18 protein-coding genes and 1 pseudogene are annotated in these 19,529 nt (G+C 56.0%); 7 read left to right on the forward strand and 12 right to left on the reverse strand.

Features of this window, described 5'->3' with window-relative positions:
• Nucleotides 1–49: 49 nt before the first annotated feature.
• Together ACO08A_RS25175 and ACO08A_RS25180 are read left to right on the forward strand one after the other, a co-directional pair.
• Nucleotides 50–1,231 (forward strand): hypothetical protein, encoded by a 1,182-nt coding sequence (locus tag ACO08A_RS25175; RefSeq protein ID WP_422038601.1) that lies wholly within the window; start codon nucleotides 50–52, stop codon nucleotides 1,229–1,231.
• 197 nt (nucleotides 1,232–1,428) lie between these two features.
• Complete coding sequence (locus ACO08A_RS25180) at nucleotides 1,429–2,094, forward strand: DsbA family oxidoreductase (protein WP_422038602.1); 666 nt, start codon at nucleotides 1,429–1,431, stop codon at nucleotides 2,092–2,094.
• Nucleotides 2,095–2,170: 76 nt separating this feature from the next.
• On the opposite strand, the gene eno is transcribed toward ACO08A_RS25180, so the two are convergent.
• Nucleotides 2,171–3,445, reverse strand: a complete 1,275-nt coding sequence (gene eno / locus ACO08A_RS25185) for a phosphopyruvate hydratase (RefSeq protein ID WP_421983058.1) — start codon at nucleotides 3,443–3,445, stop codon at nucleotides 2,171–2,173.
• A gap of 140 nt (nucleotides 3,446–3,585) precedes the next feature.
• On the reverse strand, nucleotides 3,586–4,422 hold the full coding sequence (gene kdsA, locus ACO08A_RS25190) for a 3-deoxy-8-phosphooctulonate synthase (protein ID WP_422038603.1): 837 nt from the start codon (nucleotides 4,420–4,422) through the stop codon (nucleotides 3,586–3,588).
• A 377-nt stretch (nucleotides 4,423–4,799) separates the two neighbouring features.
• Between kdsA and galU the strand changes: the two genes are divergently transcribed.
• Complete coding sequence (gene galU, locus ACO08A_RS25195) at nucleotides 4,800–5,699, forward strand: UTP--glucose-1-phosphate uridylyltransferase GalU (RefSeq protein ID WP_422038604.1); 900 nt, start codon at nucleotides 4,800–4,802, stop codon at nucleotides 5,697–5,699.
• 427 nt (nucleotides 5,700–6,126) lie between these two features.
• Nucleotides 6,127–6,561, forward strand: a complete 435-nt coding sequence (locus tag ACO08A_RS25200) for a DUF4864 domain-containing protein (protein WP_422038605.1) — start codon at nucleotides 6,127–6,129, stop codon at nucleotides 6,559–6,561.
• A gap of 25 nt (nucleotides 6,562–6,586) precedes the next feature.
• Here ACO08A_RS25200 and tgt read toward each other — a convergent pair whose 3' ends face one another.
• The 5 genes from tgt to coaD form a co-directional block, all read right to left on the reverse strand.
• Nucleotides 6,587–7,720, reverse strand: a complete 1,134-nt coding sequence (tgt, locus tag ACO08A_RS25205) for a tRNA guanosine(34) transglycosylase Tgt (protein WP_422038606.1) — start codon at nucleotides 7,718–7,720, stop codon at nucleotides 6,587–6,589.
• A gap of 10 nt (nucleotides 7,721–7,730) precedes the next feature.
• The gene (queA, locus tag ACO08A_RS25210) at nucleotides 7,731–8,819 is read right to left on the reverse strand and encodes a tRNA preQ1(34) S-adenosylmethionine ribosyltransferase-isomerase QueA (protein ID WP_422038607.1); all 1,089 of its coding nucleotides are present in this window, start codon (nucleotides 8,817–8,819) and stop codon (nucleotides 7,731–7,733) included.
• A gap of 175 nt (nucleotides 8,820–8,994) precedes the next feature.
• Nucleotides 8,995–9,468 carry a peptidylprolyl isomerase gene (locus ACO08A_RS25215; RefSeq protein WP_421983052.1) on the reverse strand — a complete coding sequence of 158 codons (474 nt, stop codon included), beginning with the start codon at nucleotides 9,466–9,468 and terminating at the stop codon, nucleotides 8,995–8,997.
• 40 nt (nucleotides 9,469–9,508) lie between these two features.
• Nucleotides 9,509–10,048 (reverse strand): peptidylprolyl isomerase, encoded by a 540-nt coding sequence (locus ACO08A_RS25220; protein WP_422038608.1) that lies wholly within the window; start codon nucleotides 10,046–10,048, stop codon nucleotides 9,509–9,511.
• 36 nt (nucleotides 10,049–10,084) lie between these two features.
• Nucleotides 10,085–10,591 carry a pantetheine-phosphate adenylyltransferase gene (gene coaD, locus ACO08A_RS25225; RefSeq protein WP_422038609.1) on the reverse strand — a complete coding sequence of 169 codons (507 nt, stop codon included), beginning with the start codon at nucleotides 10,589–10,591 and terminating at the stop codon, nucleotides 10,085–10,087.
• A 161-nt stretch (nucleotides 10,592–10,752) separates the two neighbouring features.
• On the opposite strand from coaD, the gene ACO08A_RS25230 reads away from it, so the two are divergent.
• A complete protein-coding gene (locus ACO08A_RS25230) occupies nucleotides 10,753–11,169 on the forward strand; it encodes a phosphopantetheine adenylyltransferase (RefSeq protein ID WP_422038611.1) in 417 nt (138 codons plus the stop codon).
• Nucleotides 11,170–11,263: 94 nt separating this feature from the next.
• Here ACO08A_RS25230 and gyrA read toward each other — a convergent pair whose 3' ends face one another.
• Complete coding sequence (gyrA, locus tag ACO08A_RS25235) at nucleotides 11,264–14,011, reverse strand: DNA gyrase subunit A (RefSeq protein ID WP_422041810.1); 2,748 nt, start codon at nucleotides 14,009–14,011, stop codon at nucleotides 11,264–11,266.
• Nucleotides 14,012–14,312: 301 nt separating this feature from the next.
• Here gyrA and ACO08A_RS25240 point away from each other — a divergent pair, with 301 nt between their 5' ends.
• The gene (locus tag ACO08A_RS25240) at nucleotides 14,313–14,948 is read left to right on the forward strand and encodes a MarC family protein (protein WP_422038612.1); all 636 of its coding nucleotides are present in this window, start codon (nucleotides 14,313–14,315) and stop codon (nucleotides 14,946–14,948) included.
• Between the two features lie 262 nt (nucleotides 14,949–15,210).
• On the opposite strand, the gene ACO08A_RS25245 is transcribed toward ACO08A_RS25240, so the two are convergent.
• A complete protein-coding gene (locus ACO08A_RS25245) occupies nucleotides 15,211–15,588 on the reverse strand; it encodes a hypothetical protein (protein WP_422038614.1) in 378 nt (125 codons plus the stop codon).
• A gap of 151 nt (nucleotides 15,589–15,739) precedes the next feature.
• Here ACO08A_RS25245 and ACO08A_RS25250 point away from each other — a divergent pair, with 151 nt between their 5' ends.
• Nucleotides 15,740–16,072 (forward strand): TraR/DksA family transcriptional regulator, encoded by a 333-nt coding sequence (locus ACO08A_RS25250; protein WP_422038615.1) that lies wholly within the window; start codon nucleotides 15,740–15,742, stop codon nucleotides 16,070–16,072.
• Between the two features lie 9 nt (nucleotides 16,073–16,081).
• Here ACO08A_RS25250 and ACO08A_RS25255 read toward each other — a convergent pair whose 3' ends face one another.
• From ACO08A_RS25255 to ACO08A_RS25265, 3 genes and pseudogenes are all read right to left on the reverse strand, one after another.
• Nucleotides 16,082–16,621 (reverse strand): hypothetical protein, encoded by a 540-nt coding sequence (locus ACO08A_RS25255; RefSeq protein WP_422038616.1) that lies wholly within the window; start codon nucleotides 16,619–16,621, stop codon nucleotides 16,082–16,084.
• Between the two features lie 230 nt (nucleotides 16,622–16,851).
• Entirely contained in the window at nucleotides 16,852–18,981 is a 2,130-nt protein-coding gene (locus ACO08A_RS25260; protein WP_422038617.1) for an acyltransferase family protein, read from the reverse strand.
• A gap of 341 nt (nucleotides 18,982–19,322) precedes the next feature.
• A pseudogene (locus ACO08A_RS25265) lies at nucleotides 19,323–19,514 on the reverse strand (integrase core domain-containing protein); the annotation flags it as partial.
• Nucleotides 19,515–19,529 lie beyond the last annotated feature (15 nt).

Here is a 19,529-nt window from a genome sequence, read left to right on the forward strand (position 1 = left end):
ATCATGTGTCACATGAACGAGCATCAGGTGCTCTAGGTGGGGACTGGGCATGGACTATGAAACGTCGCTTTCGTGGCGTGGACCTTATTGGTATGCAGGACGGCGGCCGAAGCGGAACAGCAACGGCGACGCGCCGGAAGATCTTGATGTTTCGCTCCTGAACATGTTCGAGCGGAATGCGGTTCCGCCGACTGCACTGCCTGCCGCCGTGGTGATCGACATGGACCGTCTTGATGACCACGACCCGGCGGCTTTCCTCGACTGGCTGTCTCCTCACATCAAGGCCCTGCCCTGCGACGTGCCGGTCTACGTGCTGACCGGTGGCGGCAAGGAATTGCCGCAGGGTATCCAGGCGACAGCAATCATTGATCGCGTGGTTCCCGATGACGTCCTGCTGATGCTCATCTGTATTCATCAGCGTGCGCTGATGCGGTCCGAAGAAGCGCAGCTGCGGCGCAAGATCTTTGGCCGGATTCCCGGATTCGGGTCAGCACCCCACCATACGGGCAGCAGCAGCTTGATGGTGGTCGGCCTGAGCGGCCGCTTTCTCGAATGGCAGGATGCCAGCAACGAAAAAGTGGAGGTTGTCGGTGCCTTTGACGGCAAGATGGCGGTTGAATACATGTCCATGCGTGCATTCGATGCCGTTGTCATAGATGCGGCATTTGAAGATGCAATCGACTACATCCGGCAGATCAGAAGAGACGCCAGATTTGCAGGCCTTCCGGTGCTCGCCGTTTGCGAAGACGAGGAAGACTCGGCGCTATTGTTTCGAAACGGCGCATCGGATGTGATCATCGGACAAAACTGCAAGGAAACGCTGACACAACGCATGATAACCGCCATCCGTTTCGGCAAGAGGCGGCGGCTGGCTGACAGGATTCTTGCCGAAAGCCAGATGTGGCTGCGCCAACAGATCAACGATGGTGGCCTGGGAAGCGAATACTACGCCAATTATCTGAAGACCTGCAGCGATGCCCTTGCGGCACGAGGTCTGGATCTTTGGGAAATGCGCCTGGAGCCGCAGAGCTTCGGCATCGAGGTCACGTCCGACACCGATCTCGACGAAATCTACACCACCCTTCTGTCGATTGCCGACGCAACCAGCCGCGACGAGGATCTGGTCTGCCTGGTCAAGGATCTCGGTCCGGTCGCGGTCCTGAAAAATCAGGCCGGCACCGTGCGGCTGCAAAAGCGCATAAGCTCGATCCTGACCCATACCGTTCGATAGCACTGTTTGACCGAAACGGGCGGCCATGACCCGGATTTCGGGTTTGCCGGAGGCCGCTGTTGTCTACGTGCCGGATATGGGCTGCCTTGATACCATTTGTGAGAGCGCAGCGTGCAAATGGGTTCTTGTTTAAAAACGAACTTGGCATTCGGGCCCAAATCACTAGGGTACAGACAAAAGAACAAATCGGGTCTGATATGAACGAAACCGCTCCGCTTACCGTAGACGTTGTCTCCGACGTCATGTGTCCCTGGTGTTTTATCGGCAAGAGACGGCTTGAGACGGCCCTCAAATCCGTCCCGCAGCTGAATGTCGAGGTGCGCTGGCATCCATTCCAGCTGGACGCGACCCTGCCGAAGTCCGGCAAGGACCGGCAGCAGTATCTGAACGACAAGTTCGGTGGTGCGGCAAATGCCGCTTCCGTTTACGAGCGGATCAGGGAGGCCGGTGCGCAGGAAGGCATTCCGTTCGCCTTCGAGGACATCAAGCTCTCACCGAACACGCTTGACTGCCATCGTCTTGTTCTCTGGTCCCGCGCCGACAATGTCCAGAGCGATGTGGTGGAACGGCTGTTCAAGGCCTATTTCCTGGACGGAGAAGACCTGACACAGGCCGAGACGCTCGTACGGATCTCGGAAGAAGCCGGGATGGAGTCCGATCTGGTTGAACAGCTTCTGGAGACAGAAACCGATCTGGACAAGACGGAAGCACAAATCGCAAAGGCGCAGGAATCCGGCATAAGCGGCGTACCCTGCTTTATCATCGACGGGCGGTTCGTGCTTGCCGGTGCGGAAAGAGCGGAAACGATCGCGGCGGCGCTCATGCACGCCGAAGAGACGCGCTCAGATCCGGACGCCTCGTGATTTCGATTTGCCGTGAAGCAAAAACAAAACCCCGCCTTTCGGCGGGGTTTTTTCGTTTTTCGTATCGCGACCGGTCTCAGCCCTTGAGGATCGATCGTCCCGCGTAGACGGCCTGGGGACCCAGTTCTTCCTCGATACGGATCAGCTGGTTGTATTTCGCGAGCCTGTCGGAGCGGGCCAGCGACCCGGTCTTAATCTGACCGCAGTTCGTTGCAACCGCCAAATCGGCAATTGTTGAATCTTCCGTTTCTCCGGAACGGTGCGACATGACGGCCGTATAGGCTGCCTTGTGTGCGGTTTCCACGGCGTCCAGGGTTTCGGACAACGTACCGATCTGGTTGACCTTGATCAGGATGGAATTGGCGACGCCAAGGTCGATGCCCTTGCGCAGACGCTCCGAATTGGTCACGAACAGGTCGTCGCCAACGAGCTGGCACGTGTTGCCGATCAGGTCCGTGGTTGCCTTCCAGCCGTCCCAGTCGTCTTCGGCGAGACCATCTTCGATGGAAATGATGGGATACCGGGAAGCGAGGTCGCCGAGATACTGCGCCATTTCTTCGGGAGCGAGCGATCGTCCCTCACCTTCGAGCACATACTTGCCATCCTTGAAGAACTCGGTAGAGGCCGCATCAAGCGCCAGATAGACGTCTTCACCCGGCTTGTAGCCTGCCGTTTCGATGGCCTTCATCACGAAACCGATTGCGGCATCGGTCGATTCAAGGTTCGGAGCGAAGCCGCCTTCGTCACCGACATTCGTGTTGTGACCGGCCGCATTCAACGCCTTTTTCAGCGTGTGAAAGATCTCCGTGCCCATGCGCACCGCCTCACCGAGCGTGTCAGCTCCCACGGGCATGATCATGAATTCCTGGAAGTCGATCGGGTTGTCGGCATGTGCGCCGCCGTTGATGATGTTCATCATCGGAACCGGCAGGGTTCTCGCCGAGGTGCCGCCGACATATCGGTAGAGCGGCAGACCGGATGCCTGTGCTGCGGCCCGGGCGACCGCGAGCGAAACGCCGAGGATCGCATTTGCGCCGAGACGCGCCTTGTTGCTCGTACCGTCCAGGTCGATCATGGCCTGGTCGATCTGCAGCTGATCCTCTGCATCGAGACCTCCGACCGTCTCGAAGATCTCGCCGTTGACCGCTTCAACGGCCTTGAGAACGCCCTTGCCCATGTAGCGGTCACCGCCATCACGAAGTTCGACGGCTTCGTGTGCGCCCGTGGAGGCGCCCGACGGGACCGCGGCGCGGCCAAAAGACCCGTCTTCAAGAAAGACGTCGACTTCGACGGTCGGGTTTCCCCGGCTGTCGAAAATCTGGCGTCCGACGATATCGATAATGGCGGTCATGGAATAACTCCCTAGTCGCATGGACATTTATTGGCATCCGCCGATGAAGTACCGGCGCGTATGGGGCCGCGAATTCGGCTATTGGGCTGGAGATGCGCTCCAGTAGTCTGCGTTCTGGCCAGGCGGGCTGCGTCCCGTTCCTAAGCTTTCGTCTTGATGACGGTGTCAATCGCCTTCAACTGCCGGAGCAAGGCCTCGAGGTCCTTCAGCGGAACCATGTTCGGTCCGTCCGACGGTGCCTTGTCCGGGTCCGGGTGTGTTTCAATGAACAAGCCGGCGACACCGGCTGCGACCGCGGCGCGCGACAGCACGGGTACCATGGTCCGGTCACCACCGGTCGAGCCACCTTGCCCGCCCGGCTGCTGAACGGAATGGGTGGCATCGAAGACGACAGGGGCCCCTGTCTGCGCCATGATCGGCAGTGCACGCATGTCACTTACAAGCGTGTTGTAACCGAAGCTGGCGCCCCGCTCCGTCAGCAGAACGTTGGGGTTTCCCGAACCGGTGACCTTCGAAAGAACATGCTTCATGTCCCAGGGGGCGAGAAACTGGCCCTTCTTGACATTGACGACCTTGCCCGTGTGCGCAGCGGCCACGAGGAGGTCTGTCTGCCGGCAGAGAAACGCCGGGATCTGCAGGATGTCGACGACGTCTCCCACCGGTGCGCACTGGTCGGCAGAGTGAACGTCGGTCACCACAGGCAGGCCGAACCGTTCCCTGACTTCGGCGAAAATCGGCAAGGCTTCTTTCATGCCTATGCCGCGTCCGCCGGTGAGCGAGGTGCGGTTGGCCTTGTCGAACGAACTCTTGTAGACAGTCGCTATCCCGACGCGCTCGGAAATTTCCTTGATGGCTGCGGCGCATTCGAACGCATGGTCGCGACTTTCGAGTGCACATGGACCGGCGATGAGACCAAAAGCCGCATCGTTGCTGAACGTAACGTTTCCAACCTGAACTTCCCGGTTCGCCTCAGTCATTCTCAACCTTGCTTCAAAGAACGGCTCCGCGCTTGGCCGTGTCATCAAAACAGACCCGCACCGATTTCGCGTGTTCCATAGCGCTCTTTTGGAAAAGCTGCAACCGTCTGTTTTCTGCAATTTCTCAAGTCGATTAAATCGATTTAACCGAAGCCTTTCACGAATATATTTATGTCGCAATTTTCGGGTACCGATAAGCGCATGGGACTCTGCATGAGCCTGATTGCGATTCGATCAAGAAATTTAACCGCGATGCAATTCTTCGAGATTACAATGCGATATATACCCACTCAGAACCCTGAGTTTATTGTCTGTTTTGTTCTTTCATGAACAGATTGATGCGACTTTGAGTGTCAGTAAGCGTGAGAAGGCTCCACATGAACAAACCCATTCGCAAAGCAGTGCTTCCTGTCGCTGGGCTCGGAACAAGGTTTTTGCCGGCCACCAAGGCGGTTCCGAAGGAAATGTTGACGATCGTGGATCGGCCTATCATCCAATATGTGGTCGATGAGGCGCGGGCTGCCGGAATCGAGCACATTGCATTCGTTACGGGACGCAACAAGCACGTCATCGAAGATCATTTCGACATGGCCTATGAGCTTGAGGACACGCTGAAGGCGCGGAACAAGACCGAGGCGCTCGAACTGCTCGAGAAACACCGGCCGCAACCCGGGTCCACCAGCTTCACCCGCCAGCAGGCACCGCTCGGTCTTGGCCATGCAATCTGGTGCGCGCGTGACATTATCGGCGATGAACCGTTTGCAATTCTTCTTCCCGATGTGATCATCAAGTCGAAAGTCAGCTGCCTGAGGCAAATGGTTGACCTTTATGATCAAACCGGCGGTAACATCATCGCCGTCGAGGAAATTCCGGAAGACCAGACACACCAGTACGGCATCGTCGAACTCGCCGAGCAAATCAACTCCGTTTCCAGCGAAATCTCGAACATGGTCGAGAAACCGGCTCCGGGCACAGCGCCGTCCAACTTGATGATCACCGGACGTTACATTCTTCAACCCGAAATCTTCGATCTGCTCTCCGCGCAAGGGCAAGGTGCCGGCGGCGAGATACAGCTGACCGACAGCATGATTTCGCTCATGTCCCAGCAGAAGTTCGCCTCCCTGAAATTCGAGGGACGGAGCTATGACTGCGGTAGCAAGTTCGGCTTCCTAAGCGCCAATGTCGCCTTTGGAATGGACGATCCGAAACTCGCGGATGATCTGGTCCCCTTCATGAGAGACGTTCTCCAGGGGCAGCGCCAAGTCGCTGCTGAGTAGACTTCTCCGGTCCGGCTCCGGACCAGACCCGCGCAAGAATGAAGCCGGTTCGCAGGGTGAACCGGCTTTTTTTGTCCTCTGGTCTGTTGCCTTTTGGCTGATCCGTATTTCTTACAGGCTTTTTGCGTTCAAGTCGGCGCGCAACCGATTGAGCGGCGGAAAGAATAAGCGGCCGTCTATTCCAGTCATAATGCGCCAATAGACCATAGCGGGTGCTTTGTTCGGTGGCATTCATCATTGATTTTATTGGTTTTATTCACCCATCAGGTGACTTTTTCCGCAAACAACCCCGCTAGAGCATGTAGCCTTGCTGTGACTGTAGTGCGTTTTTCTGTCGTTTCGGCAGTGGACAGCACCAGGGTCACGCGATCCGCTTGGTCGAATGCACCGTATACTTGGTCATGATCCAGCAAAGGAGACAACGACCATGGTGCGTTTCAATTTCCTGAAATCCCTGGCGGGCTTGAGTGTTGCCGGAATGCTTATGGCGGGGTCCGCGGCAGCGGAGGAAACCCTTGATACCAGCGCCTTTCAGGGTATCATCAAGGATCAGATGAGCGCATTTGCCGCCGGCAATGCGCAGGCGGCGTTCTCGTTTGCCACGAATTCCCTGCAGCAGAAATTTCAGAGCCCAGAAATTTTCATGCAGATGGTCAAGCAGGGATATCAACCGGTCTACCGACCGCAAAGTGTGACGTTTGGTCAATCGAAGATGACCAAACTCGGTCCGACACAGGAGGTCTATGTCGTCGGTCCAAAGGGCAAGAACTGGCTCGCCCTTTACAGCTTCGAGCAGCAGGAAGACGGGTCCTGGCGGATTTCCGGATGCTACCTGACCAAGTCCGACGGTTTTGCTGCCTGACAGCGGCTTGCCTCGTCAGCAATGATCAAACGGGCGCGATGTCTCCACGCGCCCAGTTCTCCTTCGTTTCGGCGTAGAAGTCGGCAAACCGGCCTTCTTCTATGGCGTCGCGCATGCCTTTCATGAGCTGCTGGTAGTAGGCGATGTTGTTCCACGTCAGCAACATGCCCGCCAGGCCTTCTCCCGCGCGTACAAGATGATGAAGATAAGCGCGGCTGTAGGTGTTTGCAGCCGGGCAGTCGCTTGCTTCATCAAGCGGGCGCGGGTCGTCCTGATGCCTTGCGTTTTTCAGGTTGACCTTGCCGAATCTCGTATAGGCCAGTCCGTGACGACCGGCGCGCGTGGGCATGACGCAGTCGAACTGGTCGATCCCGCGTTTGACACTTTCCAGCAGGTCGTCGGGCGTTCCCACTCCCATGAGGTAGCGTGGTTTGTCGGCAGGCATCACGGGCGCGGTGATGTCCAGCATGGCCAGCATCACGTCCTGCGGTTCTCCGACCGCCAGGCCACCAACCGAGTAGCCTTCGAAGGGGAGTCTTCCAAGTTCTTCCGCCGAGCGGATGCGCAGGTCCGGCTGATCACCGCCTTGCACGATCCCGTAAAGCCCCTGTCCCTTCTGCGGCCCTTGCATCGCTTCAAACTGTTTGCGTGAGCGTTCCGCCCATCGCAGGGACAGTTCCATCGCCCGTTGCACTTCTTCCCTCGGGCTCGGAAGCCGGATGCATTCATCGAGTTGCATCTGGATGTCGGATCCGAGCAGGCCCTGGATCTCGACCGACCGCTCCGGTGTCAGGTGATACTTGCGGCCGTCGATATGGCTCTGAAACCGTACGCCTTCCTCGTCAAGCTTGCGCAGTTGAGCGAGCGACATTACCTGAAAGCCGCCACTATCGGTCAGGATCGTGTGCGGCCAGTTCATGAACGTGTGCAGCCCGCCGAGGGCGTGGACCCTTTCGGCGGTCGGGCGCAGCATCAAGTGGTAGGTGTTTCCGAGAACCACATCGGCGCCTGTTTCGCGGACCTGGCCCGGGTACATTGCCTTGACCGTGCCTTGCGTACCCACCGGCATGAAGGCAGGCGTGTTCACGGTGCCGTGCGGTGTCGTTATCTCACCGCGCCGGGCCGTGCCATCTGTTGCCAGAAGTTTGAAATCGAACATTTTTTTCTGCTCAGACATCGCGATCGGTCTCGCTCCGTTTTGCGGGAAAAAGGAGTGACGAATCCCCGTAGCTGTAGAACCTGTATTCGCTCGCGATCGCATGCGCATAGGCGGCCCGCATCGTATCCAGTCCGGACAATGCCGACACCAGCATGAACAGCGTCGAGCGCGGCAAATGGAAGTTGGTCATCAGGGCGTCGATTGCCTTGAACTCGTAGCCGGGCGTAATGAAGATCGACGTTTCATCCGCAAACGGCTGGATCGACCCATCGGCTTGCGCGGCACTTTCGAGGATCCTGAGCGACGTCGTTCCAACGCTCACGACCCTGTTGGCGCGCGCCTTGACCTCGCGAAGGGCTGCTGCCGTCTTTTCAGACACCTCGCCCCATTCGGCGTGCATCTTGTGATCGTCCGTATCGTCCGCCTTGACGGGAAGGAATGTTCCCGCGCCGACATGGAGCGTCACGATATACTGCTCAATTCCGCGCTCCGACAGCGCTTCCAGCAGTTGAGGCGTGAAGTGCAGACCGGCGGTCGGTGCGGCGACGGCCCCGTCCCTCGCGGCGAAAATGGTCTGGTAATCCTGTTTGTCCTGCGCATCTTCCGCGCGCTTTTGCGCGATATAGGGCGGAAGAGGAACGTGGCCGACGGAGGCAATCGCGGCATCCAGCTCCGGCCCGGCGGCCTCGAAACACAACAGGATTTCGCCCGTTTCGGACTTTTCCGCGACCCTTGCCGACAGTCTTGCCCCTGCCCTTTCAAATTCGACGACGTCATCAATCTGCAGCTTTTTCGCAGGGCGGGCAAAGGCGCGCCATTGATCAGGGGCGCAGCGCATATGCAAGGTTACGCTGATGCCCGCCGAAACATCGCCTCTCAAGCGCCGGCCTTCGAGCTGGGCGGGAATGACTTTCGTGTCGTTGAATACCAAAGCGTCGCCCGGCTCCAGAAGCATCGGCAGGTCCCGGACACCCATATCCGAGAAAACAGTGCGTTCGCCGGGACGAACCACGAGCATACGCGCGGCGTCGCGAGGCTTTGCAGGGCGCAAGGCAATGCGTTCGTTTGGAAGCTCGAAGTCGAAGTCGTCGACGCGCATGGCGTTCAGGTCAATCCTGTGTTTGCTGCGTTGATCAGGCGATGCCGTCAGGGTCTCAGCCGTTCCGGCGCTCTTATCGCCGTGGCAGGGCAAGGTCAACCGCCGGGAGCAGCACTCAAAACAAAACAGCGCAGACGAGGTGTCCGCGCTGTCGAATGGGTGTCATCTGCGCCGATCAGGAAGCGTCGGCCGCGACTTTCAAAGATACGATGTTGTCCGGATCGACGACCGGTTCGCCGCGCTTGATCTTGTCGACGTTATCCATGCCTTCGACCACTTCGCCCCAGACGGTGTACTGACCGTCGAGCCAGGGAGCGTCCGTAAAGCAGATGAAGAACTGGCTGTCGCCAGAGTTCGGGTCCATCGCGCGCGCCATGGAGCAGGTGCCGCGGACGTGCTTGTGGTTGCTGAACTCGGCCTTCAGTTTCTGGCCCGAGCCGCCGGTTCCGGTTCCCTGCGGGCAGCCGGTCTGGGCCATGAAACCATCGATGACCCGATGGAAAACGATGCCGTCGTAAAACCCCTCGCGCACAAGCTCCTTGATCCTGGAAACGTGTCCGGGCGCAAGGTCGGGTTTCATTTCGATGACGATCGGTCCCTGGCTCGTTTCCATGAGAAGGGTATTTTCGGCATCCTTGATTTCAGCCATGTCTGACTCCTTGGGTCTCTAGATCGGGGCTTGTTCTGATTTATTGCGCGTCTGCGGCGACTTGCATCTTGACGATCTTGTCCGGATTCGCAGGCGGTTCGCCGCGCGTGATATTGTCGATAAATTGCATTCCGTCAACGACTTCACCGAAGACCGTGTATTTGCCGTTCAGCCAGTCGCCGTCGTTGAACATGATGAAGAACTGGGAATTGGCGCTGTTCGGGCTGGCTGCACGGGCCATGCCGAGCGTGCCTCTGCGGAAAGGTGCGCTGTTGAATTCGGCTGCAAGGTCCGGTTCGTTGGAACCACCACGGCCGGTGCCGGTCGGATCTCCGGTCTGCGCCATGAAGTTGTCGATCACGCGGTGAAAAACGACACCGTCGTAAAACCCTTCACGGGTGAGTTTCTTGATGCGTTCGACGTGTTGCGGAGCCAGGTCGGGGCGCAGCTGAATGGTGACACGACCGTCCTTGAGGTCCAGAAAGAGCGTGTTTTCAGGATCCTTGACCTGGGCATTTGCCAAGGCGGGGAGAAAGGCGATCGACGCCAGAACGGCGAAAACTGCAAGTAGTCGTGACACAGGAAGCTCCTAAAGTTCAGATCAGGGAAATTGGCATCAGCCTTGTGGACGCGAAACGCGGCGAAGCGGTGACGCAACCGGTTCAGGCACAAATTCGGAAATTTCACCGCCCATCTTCGCGATTTGCCTGACCAAGGTGGCGGTGATGTGGCGCACCGAAGGAGATGCCGGCAGGAAAACCGTCCTTATGTTCGGCGCAAGGGTGCCGTTCATGCCGGCCATTTGCATTTCGTAATCCAGATCGGTGCCGTCCCGCAATCCGCGAACCAGGCAGGTCGCCCCCTGCTCCCTCGCCGTGTTGACGACCAGGTCGGAAAAGGAAATCACATCAATGCGTTCGGCCTCTTCCTTGGAGAATTCAGCCTGCGCAGAGGCGTGGATCAGTTCCTGTCGTTCGTCAAAGGAAAACAGGGGCTTTTTTCCAGGATGGATGCCGATGGCAACGACGACCTTGTCGGCCAGGGCAAGCGACTGACGCAAAATGTCCATATGGCCATTGGTGACGGGGTCGAAGGAACCCGGGTAAAGCGCGATACGTGTCATGGCCCACTGCATACTCCGCCAACCGGCACCTCACAAGAAAAACCCTCAAAATCGGCATTTTTCCAATTTGGGCACATTTTGTGATCGCCGTCACATCAGACTTTTCCTCCATGGTCCAAGGTGGCTTCATCACAAACAAGGCGTGAGCAGGAGCCAGGACGATGAGGAGCTACGTTACACAAAGCGCAACCGTTTCAAGCAAGACGGGCGCACCGTTTACATTCCAGGGCAAGGCAGCGGACGTATCTGTTCATTTCAAGATGGCAGCGGTGTTTGCACTTGCATTGCTGACGATGGTCGCCGCGGGCATGATGAGCCTGCATCCGAGCAATGCTTCTCAGGCCGAAAACCTGACGAGCCTGGCAACACAGGGTCTGTCCGCAACCAAGACCGACCGCATTGCCGCTTCCCCGGTATCCGAAACCTGCAGTTCCCAGGCATGGGGCGCGTGGAGCGAGGAATGTGCAGCGTCTCTGACCGGTGCTTCGAAGGTCCGCAACGTGTCTTTCGTCACCGTTGAACAGAAGGCACCGACCGCGAACCAGACCATCCTGGCGCGTTACCCGGCCACGAACTGAGTTTACCTACCTCCCAGTTTTCTCCCCGAACGGCAAACAGCGGCGCAGGTTCCACCCTGGCCGCTGTTGTCGTTTGAGCGCATGGTTTGTGCGATCAGCTTTCGGGGCTTCCGCCTTCCTCGCCCTCTCCAGAGCCGTTATCCCCAGAACCGCTTTCGCCGTCAGGTGATGCACCGTCTCCGCCTTCCGCGTCCGCTTCGTCGGCATCCTCGGAGAATTCGTCGTCGTCAACCTCCGAAATGCCCTCAACGGCAACGACCTTTTCTTCCGAGGCCGTCTTGAACACAATTACGCCCTGGGTGGCACGACCGGCGATGCGGATGCCATCCACTGGACAGCGGATCAACTGACCGCCATCCGTTACCAGCATGATCTGGTGGCTGTCCTCAACAGGGAAAGAGGCAATGAGGCCGCCGTTGCGCTCGTTTACCGCCATGGCCGTGATGCCCTTGCCGCCTCTTCCGGTGACCCGGTATTCGAACGACGACGTTCTCTTGCCGTAACCGTTCTCGGAAACCGTCAGGATGATCTGTTCCGCTGCGCTCATCTGGGCGTAGCGCTCCTGAGGCAGGTCCCCGGCAACAACGCCTTCTTCGTCCGCCCCGTTGCCGTTTTCGTCGGCTTCACCGCGCATGGCGCGGGACAGCTTCAGATAGGCCGCGCGTTCCTCGGCGTCGACATCGATGTGATGAAGGATCTGCATGGAGATGACGCGATCGGCGTCCGCCAGGCGGATACCGCGCACACCGACCGAGTTCCTGCCCGCGAAGACCCGGACGTCGGTGACCGGAAAGCGGATGCACTGGCCGGAATTGGTTGTCAGCATCACGTCGTCGTGCTCGGAGCACGTGTCGACACCGACAATGCCGTCGCCCTCTTCCAGCTTCATGGCAATCTTGCCATTGCGGTTGATGTTGACGAAGTCCGAGAGCTTGTTGCGGCGGACCGTTCCGCGTATCGTCGCGAACATCACGTCCAGATTTGCCCAGCTCTCCTCGTCTTCCGGCAAAGGCAGAATGGAGGTTATCTGCTCGCCCTGTTCAAGCGGCAGCATGTTGACCAGGGCCTTGCCGCGCGAGGTCGGTCCGCCGAGCGGCAGACGCCAGACCTTCATCTTGTAGCAGATCCCCCTGGAGGAGAAGAAAAGCACCGGCGTGTGCGTATTGGCGACAAACAGACGGGTGACAAAATCCTCGTCCTTGGTGGCCATGCCGGACCGGCCCTTGCCGCCGCGCCGTTGTGCCCTGTAGGTGGCGAGCGGAACACGCTTGATGTAGCCGCCATGGGACACGGTAACCACCATGTCCTCGCGCTGGATCAGGTCCTCGTCGTCAAAGTCGGCGCCCCCTTCGACGATTTCCGTTCGACGCGGCGTTGCGAACTCTTCCTTGATTTCCAGCATCTCGTTGCGAACGATCTCCTGGATGCGCGCGCGCGAACGCAAAATATCCAGATATTCGGAAATCTCGGCACCGATCTTCTTCAGTTCCTCGTCGATCTCGTCCCTGCCGAGAGCGGTCAGGCGCTGCAGCCGTAGGTCGAGGATCGCTCGCGCCTGTTCCTCGGAGAGCTTGTAGGTCCCGTCCTCGCGAACCTGGTGCCGCGGATCGTCGATCAGCCTGATAAGCGGCTCGACGTCATGGGCCGGCCAGTCTCTTTCCATCAGCTGGGCGCGGGCCGTTGCCGGGTCCGGAGCTGTGCGGATCAGGTGGATGACTTCGTCGATGTTGGCGACGGCGATCCCCAGGCCGACCAGGATATGGGCCCTGTCCCGCGCCTTTTTCAGAAGATACCGTGTCCTCCGCCCGACGACTTCCTCACGGAAGGCCACGAAGGCCTTGAGCATGTCGGAGAGGTTCATCTGCTCCGGCTTGCCGCCGTTGAGCGCAACAATGTTGGCACCGAACGAGGTCTGCAACTGGCTGAACCGGTAAAGCTGGTTCAGGACAACGTCGGGCACCGCGTCGCGCTTCAGTTCGATGACGACGCGCATGCCGGAGCGGTCACTCTCGTCGCGAATGTCTGAAATGCCCTCGACGCGCTTGTCGCGCACAAGCTCGGCGATCTTTTCGATCATCGTCGACTTGTTCACCTGATAGGGGATCTCGGTGACAATCAGCGCGTTCCGGTCTTTGCGGACCTCCTCGATATCGACCTTTGCCCGCATCGCGATCGAGCCGCGGCCGGTTTCATAGGCATTCCGAATGCCGGAACGTCCGAGAATGATGCCTGCTGTCGGAAAGTCGGGACCCGGGACGATTTCCATCAGTTCGGCGAGCGTCATGGCGGGGTTTTCCATGATGGCGATCGCCGCGTCGATCACTTCGCCTAGATTGTGCGGCGGAATGTTCGTCGCCATACCGACGGCGATCCCGCCGGCACCGTTGACAAGGAGGTTCGGGAATTTCGCGGGAAGAACGACCGGCTCGGTTTCGGAGTTGTCGTAGTTTTCCTGAAAGTCGACCGTGTCCTTGTCGATGTCATCCAGGAGCTTGTGGGCAACCTTTTCCAGCCGGCATTCGGTATACCTCATTGCCGCCGCAGGGTCGCCGTCGATCGACCCGAAATTGCCCTGTCCGTCGATCAGGGGCAGCCGCAGCGAAAAGTCCTGCGCCATGCGCACGAGCGCTTCATAAATCGCGCTGTCGCCGTGCGGGTGATATTTACCGATGACGTCGCCGACAACACGTGCGGACTTGCGGTAAGGCTTGTTCCACTCGTAGCCGTTTTCGTGCATCGAATAGAGAATACGCCGGTGTACCGGTTTCAGTCCGTCTCGGACGTCGGGCAGCGCACGCGAAACGATGACGCTCATCGCATATTCGATGTAGCTGCTCTTCATTTCATCGACGATGGAGACCGGTTTGATATCGGACGGCAGACCGTCCGATGGGGTGTTGTTATCCTGGTCGGACAAGGAAGATCTCACTTCATTGTTATTGCTGCGTCTTTTATATCCGATTCAAGGTTGCGGTCCAAATTTCGGGTCACTTTTCCCGTCGGCTTTTCTTGTGTTTATTCAATGCGTTGCGAAGCATATTCACAGGCCGGAAAAATCATTTTCGCGCAGCCACTCGAAGTGATGTCAAATCCCATGTAACAAGGCCGAATCCACACTCACAATTCTGCATCGGATGCCACGAATGCTGGACTATTTCATCAACGCGTTTGCCATGCTTTTCGTGACGATCGACCCTGTCGGTCTTGCTCCGATGTTCCTTGCCGTGACCGCCGGAATGAGCGCGGCCGACAGGCGGAGAGTTGCAATCCGCTCAACCGCGACGGCGGCCGGCATCTTGCTGATTTTCTATGCCTCGGGACAGACGGTGCTGAACGTTCTCGGCATTTCCGTTTCCGCGTTCCGTGTGGCCGGCGGCATTCTCCTGTTCCTGATTGCGATCGAGATGGTGTTCGGCAAGAGACAGGAGCGGAAGGCGGAAACCGCGGAGAAAGCCGTCGAATCCCAGGGGCATCACGGGACAGTCAACGAAGTTGCCATTTTCCCGCTGGCGATTCCGCTGATCTCCGGACCGGCGACGATCTCGGCGATCATTCTGCTTTCCAGCCAGGCCCCCGATACGGTCGCCTATGCGGGCCTTGGCGGCGTGATTGCCGTCATCCTGCTGAGCTGCCTCGGCGCGTTCCTGCTCGCAGATCGGCTGGAACGGCTGCTTGGCGAGACCGCGCAGCTGGTGATTACACGCCTTCTGGGCGTGCTCCTTGCCGCCCTGTCGGTCCAGTTCGTCGCTGACGGCGTTCTGGCGCTCATGGCGCGTTAGGGTGCGGACCCATAAATGAGGCCGAAAGGGTTTGAGGCGGATTGTTTCCCCTCAAGGAGCGGAAGCGCAGGAAATGTGGTTCATTTTCGAGCCTTCCGCGACGCGGAGGAGGCGCAATCCGGTCAAATCCGAAGGACATGGAAATGGCTTCACCCCGTGGCGTCAGCGTGCTTGACCGGGCAGGAAGCCCGCTCCGCGCACCCTTCCTAACGGGATCTCGCCATTTCGCATGCCATTTCAGTCTCATTTATGGGTCCGTACCCTAGCGCGGCAGGACGAGCCGGTATTCCTGGTCGGCAACCCCATGCACGCTGTCCCTTGCGCGGATGACCACCTCGTCGATGCCGTCCGGTATCGCGACGCCTGACAACGACCGCGTAAACGGCTGTTCTTCTACATGCGGGTGCAGCAGAACACGTTCTCCCAGGAGTTTTCCGTCTGGGGCAAAGACCTGCCACAGGTCGGCATAGTGGTCCCAGCCCGTGTCGCCATGCTTTAGCGTCACGGAAAAGGTCCAGGTGCTGCCGGACTGGCGCGCGCTTGCCTCGACAATTTCCACGTCATCGGCTTTCGCCGGGGTGACAAGCAACGCCGCAAGAAGCAGCGGAGCACCAATCACACTCATTCCTCGAAAACGCATTTCTGAACTCCCACGCAGGTCGGAGCAATACTTGCAAATTACGGTTTGCGGCACAAAGTCACGAGTGTGTCATCCGCATTCATGAAGCCGGAGCACGCGGTTGCTTGCGGCCCTGGCCCGAATTCTCCATTCTGTGGCATGGAGGAACGCCATGCCGCTGGATGAAGACCTTGTTCGAGAAAAACTCACGGCGATGAAGACCGAGTTGGAGGCTTATAGCGATATCTCTGAGGAGGCACGCGCACCGGTCACGCTCGATCAGCAGTCGGTCGGGCGACTGTCGCGCATGGATGCCCTGCAGGGTCAGGCCATGGCCCAGGCATCGGAAAGACAAAGGCGAGCCGATATCCAGAAGATCTCCGCTGCCCTTCATCGTCTGGATGCAGGTGAATACGGGGAATGTGTCGAATGCGGCGAGGAGATTGCCGAAAAGCGGCTGGAAGTCGACCCGGCCGCCGCCTTCTGCATCAGGTGCGCGCGATAGGGTAAGGACTCATGAGGGAGGCCGCTCCCCAGTCAACGCCCCGGCGTGATGTTTCAGAGACCGGAGAAACGCATTTGCCTCATGCGTGACGTCGGCAAGCGGGAACACCGCCAGCGTCTCTTCGGTCCACTCGGCATCGGGGTTGAGAATGTCTTCAAGCCTGTCGAGCGTCCGGCTTTCCTCGTCCGATAGCGGCAGGCGCCTTGTCGACGAAAGCAGCACCAGCAGTTCATGAATTCGGCGCAGCACGGACAAGGCCGCCCCCATTCGCTCCTTGAGCGCCGGATCGTTACGCCAGTGGTTGCCGTTGAAGATTTCGTGTGTCACCCGCTGACCGGCGCCGTGGCAGTCATACGTGATGCAGCCGCCAAAACCGAGGTCCTGCCGTTTTTCGAAGATGCGGCAGCGGTCCCGTTCATCCAGATTGGGGCAAACCTCGCAGGCAGCCTTGTCGATCCCGAATGAATCCGACTTGTCGAAAGCAAAGACGACGCAGCAAAGGGCCGCGCAGTTTTCGCAATTCGGGGTCAGATCCAATGAGCGTCTCATGACCAATTCCCGTGAGATCGCCTGGACTGCCTGCTCATGGCCCTTCAGTGATCCAGGCGCAGCGCGTCTTCACTCCCACTCAATCGTGGCAATGGTATAACACACTGATTTATATAGCATCTAAAACCACTTTCTAACTTCTCCCTTCGTTTGTGCGTACGAAGGTAACTATTGAAATTCAATAGTATCACTGCGTTAGGGAAGAGGCGATTGAGACCTTCCACTTGGTCTTAAAAAGCCCTTTCCACTTTTACTATCAGCAACAAATCCGGTTTCTGTTGGCTGTCTACTAACATTTTGGATAACTCTTTAAGTTTGACATTGACGTGGCCAATGTAAGTTACTTCAGCGAAAGTTCGCTCTAAAAACGGTCGCAATCGGTTGGTAAAGGAGTCACCCACAACCCATACCCTCTTCTCGCTTATCGGGTTGTTGTTGAATACAATTTTTTGTTGCCCAAATGAGGTTTCTGCCTCTTTGTCCGAAAACTCAACTTCTTCAATCTCATAAGCATTATCTAAAAACGAAAAAGTCCAATTTTCATTAGTTGGGCGAATAAACTGCTTGTTTTTGGCCCATTCTGAAAGTCCAACTTCGACATCTCCAAGATTTAAAGCATCCAACTTAAATGACACTTCAGGGTATTCAATGTTCAAATGCTTTAACAAGCCAACAAACGATAGATATGCACCCTTATTATTCCAGTGCGTACCAGCTTTAAAATAAAGCATATCGCCATTACTTTTAGCCTCAATAAGGTCGCTGCTAGGGTCATATATAACTAGATCAGGTGTCTTTCTAAGGTCATCTAAAAAGAAGTCTACATACCTTTTCTCTGATGGCTCAACCACATCTGGTAAAAACTCTGAGTAGATCGTGGACTTATTGGGTCCCACTAAAAGACTCACATCAACACCCAAAGTAGAGGCTACGCTGGAAATTTCTTTCAATAAGAGACTTGCTTGCTTATTTTGAACATATGAAGTTGATGGAGCTTCAGAAAGAACGAGCTTTTCAACCGTATTGTCATAAGCATTCCCTAAAAAGTACCATTGATCCTTTCCTTCAAACCATTTTAGGGAGTTGCCAATTGCATATTCGAACCCTTTTCTCTTTATTAGTAAGCTTTCATAGCCGTGCTTCTTTGAAAAATCAGTTACGCTGACTAAGTATCCAACTCCCCCTAAAGAAAAAAGTACTATAGCAATAAGCGCGGCACTTATTTTTCGCTTTGCTGAGCCAAACCTAATTGGCTTTTCTATGTATTTATAAGTAAGCCAAGCTAACAGAACAGAAAGCAGAACAGCAAGGATTCGAGCATCTCTATGTGGCATTTCTCCTTCGACAATCTGAAGGAACGATAAAATCGGCCAATGCCACAAATACAATGGATAACTAATCAATCCAAACCAAACAGCGATTGGATTCATTAAAAATATTCGGTTCAACCAAGCCTTAGAGCCACTAGCTATTATTAATACAGCGCCTAAAACTGGAATTAGAGCCCATTCTGAAGGAAATGAAAGGCTTTCATTAATGCGGATTACGCCATAAGCCAAAAATAGTAATCCGAAGAAAGACATCAGATTAGATGTGGCGGAGCCATCGGCTTCAACTTCATTGGAAGAGATAATTCTAACTACGAACTTATCAACCCATAGCTTAAATCGGCTAAGCGGGTCCGACTTATACAACAGAAGCCAAGCTAGAATACTTCCACTTAACAGCTCCCAAAAACGTCCCATGGGCCAAAAAAAGGTTTCTGTCGGATGTGACTTAACAAAACTCAGATTCAAATAAAATGAAACCGCAGCCACAAAGATTGTAATCGTAAGCAAATTAAACTTAAGCTTCCAAGCAAGCCAAAGCACCAATGGCCAAACGATATAGAATTGCTCCTCAACAGCTAAGCTCCATAAATGAAGCATTGGCTTGGTTTCTGCGGCATTATCGAAATAACCACTCTCATCGACCAAAACAAAATTGATAATGAACGCAGCACCACTCGCAACGTGCTTACCGAGTTGAGCAAATTCATCCGCTAATAAAGCAAACCAACCAAATGCCAACGAGCACGCCATTACTAGGATAAGGGCTGGAAAAATTCGTCTGATACGGCGGCCAAAAAAGTCAGTGAAGCTAAATTGCCCTTTATCTAAGTTTTCAAAGATATGACTAGTTATTAGAAATCCACTAATTACGAAGAAGACATCAACGCCTATGAACCCACCTTTTAGCCAACTAGGAAAGGCGTGAAAGGCTACAACGGATAAGACAGCAAATGCTCTCAGACCATCAATTTCAGCTCGATAGGATGACTTGTAAGGCGATGATTGGTTCACTTGGTTCACTTGGTTCACTCGGTTCACTTGGTTCACTAAGCGAACAAAAGTCTAATTTTATAGAGACCTAACTCGGAAAGACTCCATCGACTACTGATTTTACGGCGTCAACAGTCACTATTTTCTTCCTACTAACAGCACCAGACACCACGCTAAGCTTGTAAGCAACATGCCACTGTTCTTAAGTGTTGCGTTGCTCAACTTCTATCTCAACTTGCTTTGCCAACGCATAGCTATTCACCTTTGCGCCATTAGTCTCTGCCTCATCAATCAAATCAACTAATTTGAGTGCTTTAACTAAGCTCCTAATGGAAATGGCTTTGATAGGCTGTTGATCTGGCCCCCGTTTCACCGGACGCCTAAGCGGTTTTTATTTTGGCCTTGATGAACTCGCGAGGGGATTTCCATTTCAGACCACTGTGAGGATGGTTTTGGTTATAATCTTCGATCCAGTGCCCAATCAATGACAATACGGTTTCGGCATCAGGCAGCGGGTTCCCGCGAACGTAGTCGCGCTTGAATGTCTTCACGTAGGCTTCTGACATTTCGTTGGCTTTCGAATTTTC

It is taken from the genome of Roseibium sp. (assembly GCF_965232425.1).
In the GTDB taxonomy this organism is placed as follows: domain Bacteria; phylum Pseudomonadota; class Alphaproteobacteria; order Rhizobiales; family Stappiaceae; genus Roseibium.